Annotated in this window: 16 protein-coding genes and 1 pseudogene; 7 read left to right on the top strand and 10 right to left on the bottom strand. The window is 60.8% G+C overall.

Annotation, left to right across the window (positions count from 1 at the left end; all coding sequences use genetic code 11):
* Window positions 1–786 precede the first annotated feature (786 nt).
* Genes D5125_14585 through D5125_14570 form a run of 4 tightly spaced genes read right to left on the bottom strand, consistent with a single transcriptional unit; the run spans window position 787 to window position 3,548 of the window.
* On the bottom strand, window positions 787–1,740 hold the full coding sequence (locus tag D5125_14585; protein QFY90599.1) for a ketoacyl-ACP synthase III: 954 nt from the start codon (window positions 1,738–1,740) through the stop codon (window positions 787–789).
* Window positions 1,737–2,759, bottom strand: coding sequence for a phosphate acyltransferase PlsX (plsX, locus tag D5125_14580; protein QFY90598.1), 1,023 nt, complete (start codon window positions 2,757–2,759; stop codon window positions 1,737–1,739). The genes D5125_14585 and plsX overlap by 4 nt, the downstream gene beginning before the upstream one ends.
* 26 nt (window positions 2,760–2,785) lie before the next feature.
* On the bottom strand, window positions 2,786–2,968 hold the full coding sequence (rpmF, locus tag D5125_14575; GenBank protein ID QFY90597.1) for a 50S ribosomal protein L32: 183 nt from the start codon (window positions 2,966–2,968) through the stop codon (window positions 2,786–2,788).
* Window positions 2,969–3,014: 46 nt separating this feature from the next.
* Window positions 3,015–3,548, bottom strand: coding sequence for a DUF177 domain-containing protein (locus D5125_14570; protein ID QFY90596.2), 534 nt, complete (start codon window positions 3,546–3,548; stop codon window positions 3,015–3,017).
* 156 nt (window positions 3,549–3,704) lie between these two features.
* Here D5125_14570 and maf point away from each other — a divergent pair, with 156 nt between their 5' ends.
* On the top strand, window positions 3,705–4,286 hold the full coding sequence (gene maf / locus D5125_14565) for a septum formation inhibitor Maf (GenBank protein QFY90595.1): 582 nt from the start codon (window positions 3,705–3,707) through the stop codon (window positions 4,284–4,286).
* A 16-nt stretch (window positions 4,287–4,302) separates the two neighbouring features.
* Here maf and rlmB read toward each other — a convergent pair whose 3' ends face one another.
* Together rlmB and rnr are read right to left on the bottom strand one after the other, a co-directional pair.
* Window positions 4,303–5,052, bottom strand: a complete 750-nt coding sequence (gene rlmB, locus D5125_14560; GenBank protein ID QFY90594.1) for a 23S rRNA (guanosine(2251)-2'-O)-methyltransferase RlmB — start codon at window positions 5,050–5,052, stop codon at window positions 4,303–4,305.
* Complete coding sequence (gene rnr / locus D5125_14555) at window positions 5,049–7,355, bottom strand: ribonuclease R (protein QFY90593.1); 2,307 nt, start codon at window positions 7,353–7,355, stop codon at window positions 5,049–5,051. The genes rlmB and rnr overlap by 4 nt, the downstream gene beginning before the upstream one ends.
* A gap of 251 nt (window positions 7,356–7,606) precedes the next feature.
* On the opposite strand from rnr, the gene D5125_14550 reads away from it, so the two are divergent.
* Window positions 7,607–9,007 carry an HDOD domain-containing protein gene (locus tag D5125_14550; GenBank protein ID QFY90592.1) on the top strand — a complete coding sequence of 467 codons (1,401 nt, stop codon included), beginning with the start codon at window positions 7,607–7,609 and terminating at the stop codon, window positions 9,005–9,007.
* Window positions 9,008–9,175: 168 nt separating this feature from the next.
* Here D5125_14550 and D5125_14545 read toward each other — a convergent pair whose 3' ends face one another.
* The 4 genes from D5125_14545 to D5125_14530 form a co-directional block, all read right to left on the bottom strand.
* Window positions 9,176–9,613 (bottom strand): Rrf2 family transcriptional regulator, encoded by a 438-nt coding sequence (locus D5125_14545; GenBank protein QFY90591.1) that lies wholly within the window; start codon window positions 9,611–9,613, stop codon window positions 9,176–9,178.
* 80 nt (window positions 9,614–9,693) lie between these two features.
* A complete protein-coding gene (locus D5125_14540; protein QFY90590.1) occupies window positions 9,694–11,040 on the bottom strand; it encodes a HAMP domain-containing protein in 1,347 nt (448 codons plus the stop codon).
* A 55-nt stretch (window positions 11,041–11,095) separates the two neighbouring features.
* Entirely contained in the window at window positions 11,096–11,779 is a 684-nt protein-coding gene (locus D5125_14535) for a response regulator transcription factor (protein QFY90589.1), read from the bottom strand.
* A complete protein-coding gene (locus tag D5125_14530; protein ID QFY91182.1) occupies window positions 11,779–12,021 on the bottom strand; it encodes a ribosome biogenesis GTPase RsgA in 243 nt (80 codons plus the stop codon). Before D5125_14530 ends, D5125_14535 begins: the two co-directional genes overlap by 1 nt.
* 162 nt (window positions 12,022–12,183) lie before the next feature.
* Between D5125_14530 and D5125_14525 the strand changes: the two genes are divergently transcribed.
* From D5125_14525 to D5125_14495, 5 genes and pseudogenes are all read left to right on the top strand, one after another.
* Complete coding sequence (locus tag D5125_14525) at window positions 12,184–12,765, top strand: hypothetical protein (protein QFY90588.1); 582 nt, start codon at window positions 12,184–12,186, stop codon at window positions 12,763–12,765.
* A gap of 604 nt (window positions 12,766–13,369) precedes the next feature.
* Window positions 13,370–13,594, top strand: a complete 225-nt coding sequence (locus D5125_14515) for a hypothetical protein (protein ID QFY91181.1) — start codon at window positions 13,370–13,372, stop codon at window positions 13,592–13,594.
* 718 nt (window positions 13,595–14,312) lie between these two features.
* A pseudogene (locus tag D5125_14505) lies at window positions 14,313–14,402 on the top strand (SEC-C domain-containing protein).
* Window positions 14,403–14,702, top strand: a complete 300-nt coding sequence (locus tag D5125_14500) for a hypothetical protein (protein ID QFY90586.1) — start codon at window positions 14,403–14,405, stop codon at window positions 14,700–14,702.
* Between the two features lie 191 nt (window positions 14,703–14,893).
* Window positions 14,894–15,244, top strand: coding sequence for a PH domain-containing protein (locus tag D5125_14495; GenBank protein QFY90585.1), 351 nt, complete (start codon window positions 14,894–14,896; stop codon window positions 15,242–15,244).

Here is a 15,244-nt window from a genome sequence, read left to right as displayed (position 1 = left end):
GCGTCCATTCTTAGAGCTTTGCCAGCGACAACCCCGGATTCCGTTACACTCCATCCGGGCTACTTCTTCCTCATTCTTCTTTGCGTCCTTTGCGCTCCTTTGCGCCCTCTGCGTCCATTCTTAGCGCTTTGCCAGCGACAACCCCGGATTCCGTTACACTCCATCCGGGCTACTTCTTCCTCATTCTTCTCTGCGTCCTTTGCGCTTCTTTGCGCCCTCTGCGTCCATTCTTAGAGCTTTGCCAGCGATAACCCCGGTTTCCGTTGCACTCCATCCGGGCTACTTCTTCCTCATTCTTCTCTGCGTCCTTTGCGCTCCTTTGCGTCCTCTGCGTCCATTCTTAGAGCTTTGCCAGCGATAACCCCGGATTCCGTTACACTCCATCCGGGCTACTTCTTCCTCATTCTTCTCTGCGTCCTTTGCGCTTCTTTGCGCCCTCTGCGTCCATTCTTAGAGCTTTGCCAGCGACAACCCCGGATTCCGTTGCACTCCATCCGGGCTACTTCTTCCTCATTCTTCTCCGCGTCCTTTGCGCTCCTTTGCGTCCTCTGCGTCCATTCTTAGAGCTTTGCCAACGATAACCCCGGATTCCGTTGCACTCCATCCGGGCTACTTCTTCCTCATTCTTCTCTGCGTCCTTTGCGCTTCTTTGCGTCCTCTGCGTCCATTCTTAGAGCTTTGCCAGCGACAACCCCGGATTCCGTTACACTCCATCCGGGCTACTTCTTCCTCTTTCTTCTCTGCGTCCTTTGCGCTTCTTTGCGTCCTCTGCGTCCCTTCTGTCCTTTAAAACTTCGCCAGCACCGAGCCCCAGGTGAAGCCGCCGCCGAAGGCCTCCATCAGCAGGGTCTCGCCGCGTTGGATGCGGCCGTCGCGCACCGCCACGTCCAGCGCCAGGGGGATGGAGGCGGCAGAGGTATTGCCGTGCTGATCCACGGTCACCACCACCCGCTCCATGCCCATGCCCAGCTTCTTCGCCGTGGCCTGGATGATGCGAATATTGGCTTGATGGGGGATCAGCCAGTCGATGTCTGACTTGTGCAGCTGGTTCGCCTCCAGGGTCTCATCGACGATGCGCCCCAGGGTGGTCACCGCCATGCGGAACACCTCATTGCCGCGCATCTCGATGTAGCCCGAGGCCTCGCGGTTGCTGATGCCGCCGGGCACCCGCAGCAGGTTCTCATAGGCCCCATCGGCATGCAGATGGGTAGAGAGAATGCCGCTCTCCTCGCTGGCCTCCAGCACCAGGGCACCGGCACCATCACCAAACAGGACGCAGGTGGTGCGATCGGTCCAATCGACGATTTTGGACAGGGTCTCCGCCCCCACCACCAGGGCGCAGCGGGCGCTGCCGGTACGGATGAATTTCTCCGCCGTGCTCAGGGCATAGATGAAGCCGGTGCAGACCGCCTGGATGTCAAACGCGGCACAACCGTGAATACCCAGGCGCTGTTGCAGCAAGCAGGCGGTGCTGGGAAAGACCTGGTCCGGGGTAGTGGTGGCCAGGATGATCAGATCGATATCCTGCGGCCGTTTGCCGGCCATCTGCATGGCCTGGCAGGCGGCCTGCTCGGCCAGACTGGCGGTGGTCTCGCCAGCGGAGACGATATGCCGCTTGCGGATGCCGGTACGCTCCCAGATCCAGTCGTCCGAGGTATCCACCAGGTCTTCGAGATCCTGGTTGGTCACGGCCCGCTGGGGCAGACAGCTGCCGGTGCCGGTGATACGGGCCAGGTTCATGCCGCCAGACCTGGGTTCAGGTGCGCCTCAAGCCGAGCGGCGATGCGGTTGGGCACATCGGCGTCCACCTCCTGCCGGGCGATGCGGATGGCATTGCTGAAGGAATGGGCATCGGCCCCGCCGTGGCTCTTGATCACTATGCCCTTGAGGCCGAGCAGGCTGGCTCCGTTGTAGTTGCCTGGGTCCACCCGGCGGCGCAGGGAGCGCAGCACCGGCAGGGCAATCAGGCCGGCCAGTTGGGTCAGGGGGTTGCGCTTGAATTCGTCTTTCATGAACTGACTGATCATCTTCGCCACGCCCTCGCTGCTTTTCAGGGCGACGTTGCCGATAAATCCATCACAGACCACCACGTCCACCCCACCCTTATAGACATCATCGCCCTCGACATAGCCGATGTAGTTCAGGGCCGACTTGCTCAGCAGCTCGTGGGCCTTTTTCACCTGTTCGTTGCCCTTGATCTCTTCCTCGCCGATGTTGAGCAGCCCCACCTTGGGCCGGTCCACCGACTTGATCGCCAGCACCAGCTCACTGCCCATGTAGGCAAACTGCAACAGGTGATCGGCGCTGCAATCCACATTGGCCCCCAGATCCAGCATCCAGGTCTCGCCGGTCATGGATGGCAGGGCGGTCATGATGGCCGGGCGATCCACGCCGCGGATGGTCTTCAGCACAAAGCGCGCAGTGGCCATCAGTGCACCGGTGTTGCCGGCGCTGACGCAGGCATCGGCAGCGCCCTCCTTGACCAGATTGATGGCCAGGCGCATGGATGAGTCCTTCTTGTTGCGCATGGCCCGCGACGGCAGATCGGTCATCTCCACCACCTCGGAGGCGTGATGGATGCCGATCCGTTCGGGCAGCGGGCGTCCGCCCAGCTGTTCCCGGATGGCCTCTTCACGGCCCACCAGGATCAGCCGGGTATGGCTGTCGCGACGGATAAAGTCCAGTGCCGCCGGGACGATCACGTTCGGGCCGTGATCGCCACCCATGGCATCGAGGGAAATGGTGACCGGGCGGGTCATCAGAAAGGGGGCGTGGCCGTAGCGGCCTATTCCGCTTCTTTGCCTTGCAGTACCTTTTTGCCCCGGTAGAAGTGGTCGGCGGTGACGTGATGGCGCAGGTGCAGCTCACCTGAGGTGGAGTCGGTGGACAGGGTCGGGCCCTTGAGGGCATCGTGGGAACGACGCATACCGCGCTTGGATGGGGTCTTGCGATTCTGTTGAACAGCCATGGGGGTCTCCGTTAGCTAAGTTGAATGATGTATTGATTTGCAGTAGTTAGAATGATTTCTTCAGGCCTGCCAGTACGGCAAAGGGGCTTGGAGGCTCGACCTCTTCGGCCTCAGGCGGCCTCAGGCTGGCCAGCTGTTCTTCTGGAACCAACTGCTCAATGCAGCTTTCTTCCGGGTGACAGGGATAGGCCGGCAGGGATAGCAGCAGCTCGTCCTCGATCAGATCCAGGGGGCGCATGGGCGTATCCTGCAACACCACCAGATCCAGCCCCTCCGGCAGGCGCTCGGCCTCTGCCTCAGTGGCCACCGGTGCCAGCTCAAGGGTCGAATGCAAGGCCAGCTGCACCGGACTCAGGCAGCGGCGGCATTCCATCTGAACTTGCGCCCGCACCTCGCCGTTGATGCGTGCCTGCCTTTGTTCATTGCGGCCAAACAGCAGATGGTATTCCACCTCGCCGAGGATCGCCTGCACGGCAGCGCTCAGGCGGGGCAAGGCCTCCGCGCCCGCCTTGCCGGCAAAGCCCTTGTGCAGCTGAATCAGGCGCCAGGGGTTGATCAAATCAGGCAGTGGAGACGACATAAGCGGACAATAATAAAACGCCTGGCCTGCCCTGTCAAAACCCAGGCTTCCCTGTCTCCCCCAGGTTTCTCCGTCCTGGCCCGCAAGGCGCGATGTCTTACCGTCCATTCGGGCTAGAATGGCACCCCGTCTCCACCCCAGCAGAGGAAACCCGTCATGCGCCCAACCCTGGTCCTTGCCTCCACCTCGCCCTTTCGCCAGCAATTGCTGGGTCGGCTGGGGCTGCCCTTTGCCACCGCCGCGCCGGATATCGATGAATCCTCCCTGCCAGGGGAGACGCCGCAGCAGCTGGTATTGCGCCTGGCCGAAGGCAAGGCACAAGCGGTGGCCGAGGCATTCCCCGATTGCCTGATCATCGGCTCGGATCAGGTGGCCTGCCTGGATGGACAGGTCCTGGGCAAGCCCGGCAACCACGAGCGTGCCCGCGAGCAGTTGCGCCAGGCCGCCGGGCGTGAGGTAGAATTTGTCACCGGGCTGTGCCTGTTGAACAGCGCCAGTGGCCGCTGCCAGCGGGCTTGCGAGCCCTTTCGGGTGCAGTTCCGGCCACTGAGCCAGGGGCAGATCGAGGCCTACCTGCTCCGCGAGCAGCCCTACAATTGCGCCGGCAGCTTCAAGTCCGAAGGGCTGGGCATTGCCCTGTTCTCACGCCTGATCGGCGACGACCCCAACAGCCTCATCGGCTTGCCCCTGATCCGGCTGGTGGCCATGTTGGAGACGGAAGGCGTGGCCGTGCTTTAACGGGCGCACCGCTCAATCAGCCACCCGTCCGCTGCCGCACGGCCTCGAACAAGGCCACGCCGCTGGCCACTGAGACGTTGAGGCTTTCCACCTGACCGCGCATGGGTAGTTTGGCCAGCAAGGCGCAGTGTTCGCGGGTCAGGCGGCGCATGCCCTCGCCTTCGCTGCCCAGCACCAGGGCCAGCGGGCCCTTGAGATCGACCTGATACAGCGATTGCTCGGCCTCACCGGCCAGGCCGACGATCCAGACCCGGTGTTCATCGGCCAGCCAATCGAGGGTGCGCGCCAGGTTGGTGACCTGGATGAAAGCCAGACTCTCCGCCGCGCCGCTGGCAACCTTGACCGCCACCGGGGTGAGGCCGACGGATTTATCCTTAGGCGCGATCACCGCATGCACCCCAGCGGCATCGGCAGACCTTAGGCAGGCACCCAGATTGTGCGGGTCGGTCACCCCATCCAGCACCAGCAGAAAGGGCGGCTCAGCCAGGCCCGCCAGAATTTCCTCCAGACCCTGCTCGTTGCGCGCCGCCGCGCCCTGCACCTCGGCGATCACGCCCTGGTGATTGCTGTCCGGCAGCAGCCGATCCAGCTCGTCCTTGCTCAGGAGCTGGGGGCGGACACCGGCCTGGCGGGCCAGCTCCATGATCTCCTGAACGCGCCGGTCACGCCGACCGGCATCCAGCCAGAGGCTCAGCACCTTGCCCTGGTGCTTGAGGGCCGCCTTGACGCTGTGCAGGCCGCCGATGCGGCTCGGGCTTGGACTCATTTACGCTTCCTGCTGCGCTTTCTGCCCTTGGGTTTGTCCTCCGCTGCCGGGCTGGCGGGTTGTTCGCCTTTGGATTTTCTTGATTTGGATTGAGGTTGGGACTTGCGCTTGGCCTCGCCACCGGGCAGGACGAAGTCGATCTTGCGATCGTCCAGATTCACCGCCGCCACCTGAATGTCGATGGGATCACCCAGGCGGAACACCTCGCCGCTGCGCTCGCCGGTTAGACGATGACCGATGGGGTCGAAGTGGTAGTAGTCACGATCCAGGGCGGTGACGTGCAACAGACCGGTGACGTGGATCTCGTCCAGATCGATGAACAGGCCAAAGGAGTTGACCCCGGTGATAATGCCGCTGTAGCTGTTGCCTACCTTATCCAGCATGTACTCGCACTTGAGCCAATCGACCACATCACGGGTGGCGTCATCGGCGCGGCGCTCGGTCATGGAACACTGCTCGCCCAGATGCTGCAGGGCACTCAGGGGATAACGGAAGTCCTCGGTGCTGCCGCCGTCCAGCAGGTGCTTGATGCCGCGATGCACCAGCAGGTCCGGGTAGCGCCGGATCGGCGAGGTAAAATGGGTATAGGCGGGATAGGAGAGGCCGAAGTGGCCCTTGTTGTCCGCGCTGTACACCGCCTGATTCAGCGAGCGCAGCATCACGGTCTGGATCAAATGGAAGTCCGGCCGACCCTTGACCTGCTCCAGCAGGGCGGCGTAATCGGCGGCGCGAGGCTTTTTCTTGCCCGGCAGGCTCAGGCCCAGTTCGCCGAGGAATTCACGCAGGCCTTCGACCTTCTCCTCCTTGGGCAGGTCATGTACCCGATACAGCATGGGCAGCTTCTTGCGCTGGAACAGGCGTGCTGCGGCCACGTTGGCGGCGAGCATGCACTCCTCGATGATACGGTGGGCGACATTGCGCTGTACCGGCACCACCTGCTCGACCTTTTGCTCGGCATTGAACAGGAAGCGGGTCTCCAGGGTGTCGAAATCGATGGCACCGCGTACCCGCCGCGCCCATTCCAGCACCCGGAACAGGTCGTAGAGGTCATGCAGATGGGGCAGTACCTGGGCATATTGCTGGCGCAGCTTGGCGTCGTTCTCCTCCAGCATGGCCGCCACCTGGGTGTAGGTCAGCCGGGCCTGGGAGTGCATCACCGCCTCGAAGAAGCGCGAGCGGATGATCTTGCCCTCGGCATTGAACTGCATCTCGCAGGCCATGCACAGCCGATCCACCTGGGGATTGAGGGAGCACAGGCCGTTGGACAGTACCTCCGGCAGCATGGGGATGACGCGGTCGGGGAAGTACACCGAGTTGCCGCGCTTGGTTGCCTCCTGGTCCAGGGCGCTGTTGGGCTGCACATAGGCGGAGACATCGGCGATGCAGACCAGCATGCGCCAGCCCTTTTCGGTCTTTTCGCAATAGACGGCGTCGTCGAAATCGCGGGCGTCCTCGCCATCGATAGTCACCAGATTGAGCCCGCGCAGGTCCTCCCTGCCCTGCTTGGCCGCCTCCGGCACCTGTTCGGAGAAGGCCTTGATCTCCTCCAGCACCTCATCCGGCCACTCGTCGGGGATGCCGTAAGAACGCATCGCCACATCGATCTCCATGCCCGGTGCCATGTGGTCGCCCAGTACCTCGGTGACCCGGCCTATGGCCTTGCTGTATTTGGTCGGCTGCTCGACTATGGCCACGGCCACCATCTGGCCGTTGGCGGCCCCGTTGAACTGCTCCGGCGGCACCAGTACGTCTTGATGCAGGCGCTTGTTGTCCGGCGTTACCACGCCGACGCCGGCCTCGATATGGATGCGTCCCACCAGTTTGTGGGTGTTGCGCTCCAGGATCTCCACCACCGCCGCCTCGCGTCGGCCACTGCGATCCACCCCTGCCACCCGCGCCAGGATACGATCGTAGTGGAACAGGGAGCGCATCTCGCGGGCAGAGATGAAGAGATCATTACCGCCCTCCTCCGGCTGCAAAAAGCCAAAGCCATCGCGGTGGGCCAGCACCCGGCCGGCGATCAGGTCCTTGCGGTTGACCCGGCAATAACCGCCACGGCGGTTGCACAATAGCTGGCCGTCGCGCTGCATGGCACCCAGGCGGCGGCGCAGGCCCTCCAGCTGGTCCTCCAGGCTGAGGTCCAGGGCCTCGGCAATTTCATCGAATTGCAGGGGTTTGCCCACATCCTCCAGGGTCTGCATGATAAATTCACGGCTGGGGATGGGGTTTTCGTAGTTGCGCGCCTCACGACTGTGGTAGGGGTCGAGGGTCAGGGCGCATCGTTCGGGTCTTTTTTTTGGCACTATTCAGGATACTCGGTTGTTGCGGCACAAGCCGTTATTCTATGTTCCTGCCCGGCCCTGTTGTAAACTGGCCGCTCGGAACTCAATACCAACTTGAATTGCATGGATTTTCGCTAAGCTGGCCGGGCCGATCCAGGATCAGGCGACTCAGGCTCCTAGTCTAACCGGGTTTGGCTGGGGATTTTGAGAAACTTGACCTGCACTTCCGGCCAAGATCGCTGTACGCACTCTTTCATGGGGAACCAAAAAGCATGGGATTTTTCGGGCTTTTCAACAAATCCAGGGCGGCAAAGACCAGCCAGGGCAGCACCTCGGCCAGCAAAACCGCACCCGCTGCAGAGTCTGCTAAATCCAATCCGGCGGCAGCCAGGACAGCAACGCCAGACCCGACACCAAGCACCAATCCAGAGGTCGGCCCGGCGGCGGGCACCCAGGGCGAGATCGGCCCCGAGCAAATCCGCCACTTCCTGCCCATTCGCCTGCTGCCGCGGCGGGTCATCGCCTACCTGGCCCAACAGGCCAGCCTGAGTTCCCACCCGGCCGGCAGCACCATCCCCAGCTCTGGCCCCAGCGTGGAGAAGAGCGCCGTGTATCTGATTCAGGGCGAGTTGGAGTTCGAGCAAAACGGTTCGCTGAACAAGATCAAGGCCACCACCGGCCAGGCCACCTTTCCCCTGCCCCTGGGCCCCAACAGCGGCCTGGTGACGGCCAGGCAACGCAGCCTGCTGGCGCATTTCCCTCTGGACCTGATCCGCGGGGCGGAGAAGGTCTCCGCCGATGGCCGGTTTTATGGTGAACAGGCCAAGTCCGGCATGGTCGAGCCATCCCTGTTCGCCGAACTCATCGAAGAGGCACGCAGTGGCATGCTGGAGCTGCCCAGCCCGCCGGATTTAGGGGTACGCATCGGCCGCGCCATCGATAAGCCCGAGGCCGATTCGGCCAATATCGCCCGCATCATCCAGCTCGACCCGGCCCTGACCGCACGCATGATCCAGGTGGCCAACAGCCCGCTGTACAGCGGCCTGGGCAAGATCAGCAACTGTGAAATGGCGGTCACGCGCCTGGGCCTGAGCACCACCCGCAACCTGGTGATCAGCTTCCTGCTGAAGAATCTGTTCCACAACCCCTCACGGGTATTACAGCGGGCCATGGACCGCATGTGGCGCGACACCACCCGGGTGGCGGCCATCAGCAGCGTGCTGGCCAAGATGACCCCCAGACTGGACCCAGGACGGGCCATGCTGGCCGGCCTGGTACACAATATTGGTGCCATTGCCGTGATCAACGACAGCAAGCGCCATCCCGAGTTGATGGATAACGAAGAATACCTGTGGCAGGCGGTGGATCATGTCTCTGCCGAGGTGGGTGCCATCATCATGGAGCAATGGAATTTCGGCGATGACCTGCTGCAAGTGGTCAGGCATTGCCGCGACTGGATGCGCGATGACGCCGACCGGCCCAACTATGTGGATCTGGTGATGGTTGCCAAGCTGCACGCCCAGGTCGGCTCGCGGGACCCCACCCTACCCCGCCTGGACCTGGTGCCCGCCTTCCACAAGCTGGCCCTGGGCAAGCTCAGCCCCAAGCTGTCGCTGGTGGTATTGGAGCAGTCGCAGAAGGAGATCCGCGCGGTACAGGAGTTGCTCAACTAAGGCTCATGCAACGGCCAGTGACAGCCTGGAGCATGAAATATCTCTTGGCTGCTTCTAGGAGCCTGTAGCCCGGATGAAGCGCAACGGAATCCGGGGTTGGCGCTAGGCAGGGGCACCCCGGATTCCGCTTCGCTGCATCCAGGCTACCCCTTCACAGGATGATCAGGATCATGCCGCCTTGCGGGTATCCAGCAGGAAGTGGTTCTGATCACGGGTCAGGTCGGCCAGGGTGATCTGGTCGAGGAAGTCATAGATATCCGTGCTCAAACGCTCCCACAGACCCTGGGAGGGGGAATGAAAGGCGTGCAGCGGGGTACTGCCCTTGCGTCGCTTTTGGGTCATGTCCACCCATTCGTCCACGGCGCAGATGATGTCGGCGATGCTGATGTCATTCAGATCCCGCCCCAGATAATAGCCACCGCCCGGACCGCGCACGCCCTTGACCAGACCCTTGCTGCGCAGGCTGGAGAACAGCTGCTCCAGATAGGAAAGGGAGATGCCCTGGTTGTGGGCGATTTCCGACAGGGTAACCGGCTCATCGGCACCTTTCAGGGCCAGATCCAGCATGCTTGTGATGGCGTAACGCCCCTTGGTGGATAGTCTCATGATGGTAACCTCTTTGCTCGAAAAGCTAAAAACTTAGTAATTGACTCGGGAATAAGGCTAGCAGATCCCGAGAAAAACAGTCAAGTTTTTTTCCTGACCGCGTTATCCCCCAGAATCACACCGACGCTGGCCCCGCCCAAGGCCTGGCTGCGGCCGATCTCCAGCCGCCCCTGATACAGACCGGCCAGATTGTTCACCGCCGCCAGGCCTATGCCTTGGCCCGGATACTGTTCATCCAATCGACCGCCACGGCTGAGCGCCTGCTCGCTTTGATCGACGGCTATGCCCGGCCCATCGTCCTCGATCCACAGCCGCCAGCCCTGGGGCAGCGCCTCGGCGGCGATAAACAACCGGCTGCGGGCATGCTTGCAGGCGTTGTCCAGCAGGTTGCCGAGCATCTCCAGCAGGTCGTTCTCGCTCACCGGCACCCTCAACTCGGCGGCGATGCGGTTTTCCAACTCAAGCCCGCGCTCGGCATAGACCTTGGCCAGGGTGGCGAGCAGGCGTTGGGCCAGGGGCCGCAGGGCCACCCGCTGGCCCAGGCCGGCAAAGCCGCTGGCCGCCGCCTGCCGCAACCGGCCCCGCACCAGGGCATCGATATGCGGCAGGGCCTGTTGCGCCGCCTGCCGCAAGGTCTCGGGCTGGGCGCTGTCCAGGCCGCTCTGAAGCAGCGCCAGGGGGGTTTTTATGCTGTGCGCCAGGTCATCCAGGCTGGTGCGATAGCGTTCCTGCTGGGCCCGATTGTGGGCCATCAGTGAGTTGAGATTGTCTGCCAGGGGTTGAAGTTCCGCCGGATAGTCGCCGCCTATGCGTCCGGCCCGGCCCGCCTCGATCTCACTGACCGCCCTGGCGATGCGCCGCAACGGGGCCAGCCCCCAGCGCAACAGCAGGCCCTGCAATACCAGCAGAACGAGCCCGAGCAGCAACAGCCCGAGCCAGAGCCAGACGCGAAACTGGCGTAATTGCTGATCCACCTGCTGCGCCTGCAGGCCGATGCGCAGCACATAGGGGCGCAGCGCCCCCTGCTGTGTCTCCCACTCCAGGCCAAACAGCAGCCGATAGCCATCGGCATCACGGCCGAAGCGCTGCTCCCCCGCCGCCAGACGGGGCATGGGTGGGGTTTCCAGGCCCAGCAGGGAGCCGGAGCGCCAGAGGATCTGCCCGTTGTCATCAGCCAGTTCAGCTTGCAGACCGGAATCGGTCTGGCTCAGGCGGGGATCGGCCGGTTGATCGGGCAGGCCCAGGCCGCCCTGGCCGTCCTCCCGCGCCTCGCCCAACAGGGCATAGACATGGCCGAGCAGGCGGTTGCGGATCTCCACCTCCAGGCTGCGCTGCTGGGCGCTGCTCAACAGCCAACCGGTGAGGCCGAGAAACAGCAGCAGCAGGGCCAGGGTGGCCAGGCTCAGACGACGATGCAGGGAAGACATAATATCTGCCGATTCGGATCCATATCCTTACAATACCCCAGCGTACCTGCCCGCCTCATTCGCTCTCCCGCTTCAGGGTCAGGCGATAGCCACGGCCGCGCAGGGTTTCGATGGGCTTGAGGCTTCCGTCGGCGTCCAGCTTGCGCCGCAGCCGGCCAATCAGCACCTCCAGCACGTTACTGTCGCGGTCAAAGTCCTGCTCGTAAATGTGTTCGGTCAGCTCCAGCTTGGACACCACCTTACCGGCATTAAGCATCAGATAGGCCAGCAGACGGTATTCGTAGGCGGTCAGCTCCACCGGCCGGTCGTGCAGACTGACGCTCTGCTCGGTATGGTTCAGGCACAGCGGGCCGCAACGGATCAGCGGCGAGGTCCAGCCGCTGGAGCGGCGCAGCAGGGCCGCCAGACGGGCCAGCAGCTCCTGTAGATTGAAAGGCTTGACCAGGTAGTCATCGGCCCCGGCTTCCAGGCCTTCAACCTTGTCGCGCCAGCTGTCCCTTGCGGTAAGGATAAGGATGGGAAAGGTCTTGCCGGCGGCGCGCAGCTGCCGGATCAGGGAGATGCCATTTATCCCCGGCAGGCCCAGGTCGATCACGGCGATATCCAGCGGGTAATCCCGCCCCATGTAGAGGCCTTCCTCGCCATCATAGGCGCAGTCCACCACATGCCCCCGTGCCTGCAGCTGAGCCTGTAGCTGCTGGCTCAGGGCGCGTTCATCTTCGATCAGGAGCACCCGCATCAGCGGCCTTGCTTCGGGTTAGAGGCCTTGCCATCGGCCGGAATGCGGATCAGGCGCACCTGACCGGAGGGGGTCAGCACACGGATTTGATGCACACGGTTCAGGGTTTGCGCCGAGAGCACCCGGCCACCGGTCTGCTCACGCACCTTGGCCACGGCCTGATCCAGGCCCATGCCGCTGGCGCTTGCGACAAGGCCGAGCAGCAGTATCGGCAAAAGGGGTTGCAACAAGGGTCTGGGCATCATGGAACTCCTCGATCCTGCATTGATTATCGACCACCAGCACAGCATAGCCAGGCAAGATGAACCCGCGCTGAACAGCGCAGAAGGACCCGACAGAAGGCGCGGCTTTTCTCACCCTGCGCAATTGTCTAAAGTGTAACCCCCACCCCGGAGGAGACACCCATGCGCTGGACTTTATCCCTGCTGCTGCTGAGCCTTTTACCCTCTGCCGCCCTGGCCGATCAGGAGCGGGTGGGGGACTGGCACTTTGAGACCCGCTCCATGAACGGCAGCTATTCCGCCTTCAGCCTCTCGGCCAGCGGCCATTATGGCAAATCCCGCCTGCAATTGACCGCCTCTCCGCAAAAACAGGGGCCTTGCCGGGTGCAATTGGCCTACAGCCTCTATGGCCCCTACGCCACCGGCCTCAAGGGGCACAGCATCCAGGCCCGGGTGGACCAGGACAGCAAGCGCCGACTACGCTTCAAGGATGAACAGAACGGCCGCACCCGGCAGGGGGTCAAGTTTACCAGCGGTTATTTCGACCTGGATCAACCCCAGGCACAGGCCCTGGTGGCGGAGATGCTGGAGGGCAAATGGCTGCGCCTGCGGCGGGACAAGGACACCAAGATAGAGCGGTTCTCCCTCGCCGGCTTCAGCCGCGCTGTCCGTGCCAGTTTCTATTTCTGCAAGACGCCAAACAGCAAGGATCGCTATCCACTCAAGATCCTGTTGCAAAAACAAAATGACGATGACTACCTGTGAGCCGATGGAGCCCCCCCGAAGATGAAGCTCCCTCAGCAGAAGACATCCTGTCCAAACTCAGCCCTGAGGCCGGCCACCTGGCCCTGGTCATGGCGCTGGCCTGGGAGACTCAGCCCAAGACCACGCTGTAGTAAGATACTCGCCCCCTGGACCCGGATGGCCCGCACCTGCCGCCGGGCCAGGGTCGCAAGCAGCTGATCGGCCGCATCGGCAAGGAAACTCTCGGCTGCCAGCGCGACTTCAAGGCCGAAGACGTACCTCCAGCGAAGAAAGCACCGCCCTGCCCTCAACCGATGACTTGATAGAATTGATGCGGGATGGGGAGTAAGATTTGGGGTGTTATGGGTTAGGGGGCCGGATTGGGCTCAGGTAGGTTGAAGGGAGGTTTATTAACCTTCGAGCACCATCTAGCAATATTGCGTTAGACTGACGCCTGTCTAGCACAATATTGGCAGATCTCAGTCTATTCAACTGGTAGGCGTATAACAACGTCGGGCGCCTAGCAATGTAGGCAAGAACGACGTTACTACAAATGGAGAATATTATGAAAAGAAATATCATGATGGCTGTAGGGCTTATCGCAACAACGGTGTCGTTGCCCGCAATTGCATGGGATTACAGTAATGACCCATATGATAGCTCAGGCAACCCCAACTATCGATACCAAGGTTCTGGAGGCACCCAATATCAATATGACCTTAGTAGGCCAAGTGACCAGATACGCTACGAAACAGATGTTCGTGCTCAAATGCGAGATGAACTCAGTGTAGATCCAAGGCGTGAACTGGATCAAGGTCTCGGTCGGTATGGTGGTGGAATCAGACGCTAAGTCGCCTAACAAGGCAAATCCAGCCGACCCAAAAACCGCTACGCGCTTTTCGGTCGGCTGATTTGCGACGTTAGCAAATGAAAAGCGAGACAGATGAATAACAATAAAAATAACTCACGATCAAGAAAGTAAAGTATCATGAGAATCTATCTTGATAATTTCGCGTTCAATCGTCCATTTGATGATCAAAGCCATATTCGCATTCGTTTAGAATCTGAGAAATCTGCGGTTCAACTGCTCTTTTCAGGATAATCGGTTTTTTCTTTTCCAATGCAAAACGAGTAAGGAGTAGTTAATGACTTTTATACCTGCAGGTGAATTCATTGGCCAGGCGCATCGCGTTCGCACGGTGACGCTTGTGGACAGCCAGGAGTTACCCGACGGCGAATACAGCTTTATCGATATGTACTGTGATGAACCCGATTGCGACTGCCGCAAGACCATGATTCAGGTGCAGCACAACGGCAAGCCGGTTGCCATCATCAACTTTGGTTGGGAGTCGGCGGATTATTACAGACAATGGATGGGCACCAGTGATGATGGTGTATTTCCGCCCATGGACGGTGCAAGCATTGATCTTACCAGCCCGAACCTGCTCAACCCCGATGCTATTCTGGTGTTATTCCAGCGGTTGCTTAATGATTTCTGGATTGAAAAAATGAAAAATGATTACAAGGCCGTCAAGGCGGCCGTGTCAGTTTGTCAAACACAACCCCGGCAGAAGGTCGGCAGAAACGACCCCTGCCCCTGTGGTAGTGGCAGTAAATTCAAGAAATGTTGCGGCATTAATGGCATCCTTCAGGCATGAGTGCCCCAGGATGAAAAAAACAAAAATCAACTCACTCCCCAGCAAAAGAAAGCGCACAAGAAGGCCAAGCAGGAGCGTCGGCGCAACTATATGACGGTATTCATGAATGGCAACCAGGTCAGGGTGAAACGCCCGGCTACCATCGATGGTATCCCAGAGGATGAGTGGATTACGCAGGATGCCGATCCCATCTGGCTCCACCAAAACGGTATGTGGGAGATTCTTGCCGAACAGGAGGCTGAAACCGAGGACAGCCTATCGCCAGTGGTTCTTGATTCAGAAAAACAAATCCCTTGGTAAATACTAGCCTGATCACCGAGTTATAAGCCTTGGCTCCACAGAGTACTTAGGGCCAGGCCCCAATTGTTTTCCTGTTTTTTCTTAAGCACCAAGTTACAATCCCTCCTTTCCGAGAACCTTCATACAGGATCCATGCAATGAGTAAAGACACTATCGAGCAGCAGGGAGCGCTCTACGATGAACACCCCGCAATGTTCAAGAACAACCCTTTGGGGTTCATTCTCTGCCTGGTGTTGATCCCGGCATTTGGCTTGGGCCTGCTGATTCTGCTCTGGTGGTATCTGCAAACCAAGTCATCCCGGCTTTCGATGAATGATAGCGAAATTCTGTTTGAGAAGGGCCTGCTGAGCAAGGAGCGCGCAGAGATCAGCATCAACAGTGTGCGCACCATCAGGGTCAAGCAATCCTTCTTTAACCGCATATTCGGGGTGGGTACCCTGGAGATCTTTACTGCTGGCGACAGCCCAGAGATCGTCGCTACCGGCATGCCTGAGCCGAACCGGGTACGGGAATTGATCAAACTAGGGCAAAACGACGACTGA

Source organism: gamma proteobacterium SS-5 (assembly GCA_009497875.2).
Lineage (GTDB): Bacteria > Pseudomonadota > Gammaproteobacteria > Chromatiales > Chromatiaceae > Magnetovirga > Magnetovirga frankeli.
This window is presented reverse-complemented; position numbering and strand designations above follow the sequence as displayed.

Coding starts and splice junctions, on each gene's coding strand:
- D5125_14585 (QFY90599.1), bottom strand. CDS start 1,740: ATGAACCTGGCCCGTATCACCGGCACCGGCAGCTGTCTGCCCCAGCGG.
- plsX (QFY90598.1), bottom strand. CDS start 2,759: ATGACCCGCCCGGTCACCATTTCCCTCGATGCCATGGGTGGCGATCAC.
- rpmF (QFY90597.1), bottom strand. CDS start 2,968: ATGGCTGTTCAACAGAATCGCAAGACCCCATCCAAGCGCGGTATGCGT.
- D5125_14570 (QFY90596.2), bottom strand. CDS start 3,548: ATGTCGTCTCCACTGCCTGATTTGATCAACCCCTGGCGCCTGATTCAG.
- maf (QFY90595.1), top strand. CDS start 3,705: ATGCGCCCAACCCTGGTCCTTGCCTCCACCTCGCCCTTTCGCCAGCAA.
- rlmB (QFY90594.1), bottom strand. CDS start 5,052: ATGAGTCCAAGCCCGAGCCGCATCGGCGGCCTGCACAGCGTCAAGGCG.
- D5125_14550 (QFY90592.1), top strand. CDS start 7,607: ATGGGATTTTTCGGGCTTTTCAACAAATCCAGGGCGGCAAAGACCAGC.
- D5125_14545 (QFY90591.1), bottom strand. CDS start 9,613: ATGAGACTATCCACCAAGGGGCGTTACGCCATCACAAGCATGCTGGAT.
- D5125_14540 (QFY90590.1), bottom strand. CDS start 11,040: ATGTCTTCCCTGCATCGTCGTCTGAGCCTGGCCACCCTGGCCCTGCTG.
- D5125_14535 (QFY90589.1), bottom strand. CDS start 11,779: ATGCGGGTGCTCCTGATCGAAGATGAACGCGCCCTGAGCCAGCAGCTA.
- D5125_14530 (QFY91182.1), bottom strand. CDS start 12,021: ATGCCCAGACCCTTGTTGCAACCCCTTTTGCCGATACTGCTGCTCGGC.
- D5125_14525 (QFY90588.1), top strand. CDS start 12,184: ATGCGCTGGACTTTATCCCTGCTGCTGCTGAGCCTTTTACCCTCTGCC.
- D5125_14495 (QFY90585.1), top strand. CDS start 14,894: ATGTTCAAGAACAACCCTTTGGGGTTCATTCTCTGCCTGGTGTTGATC.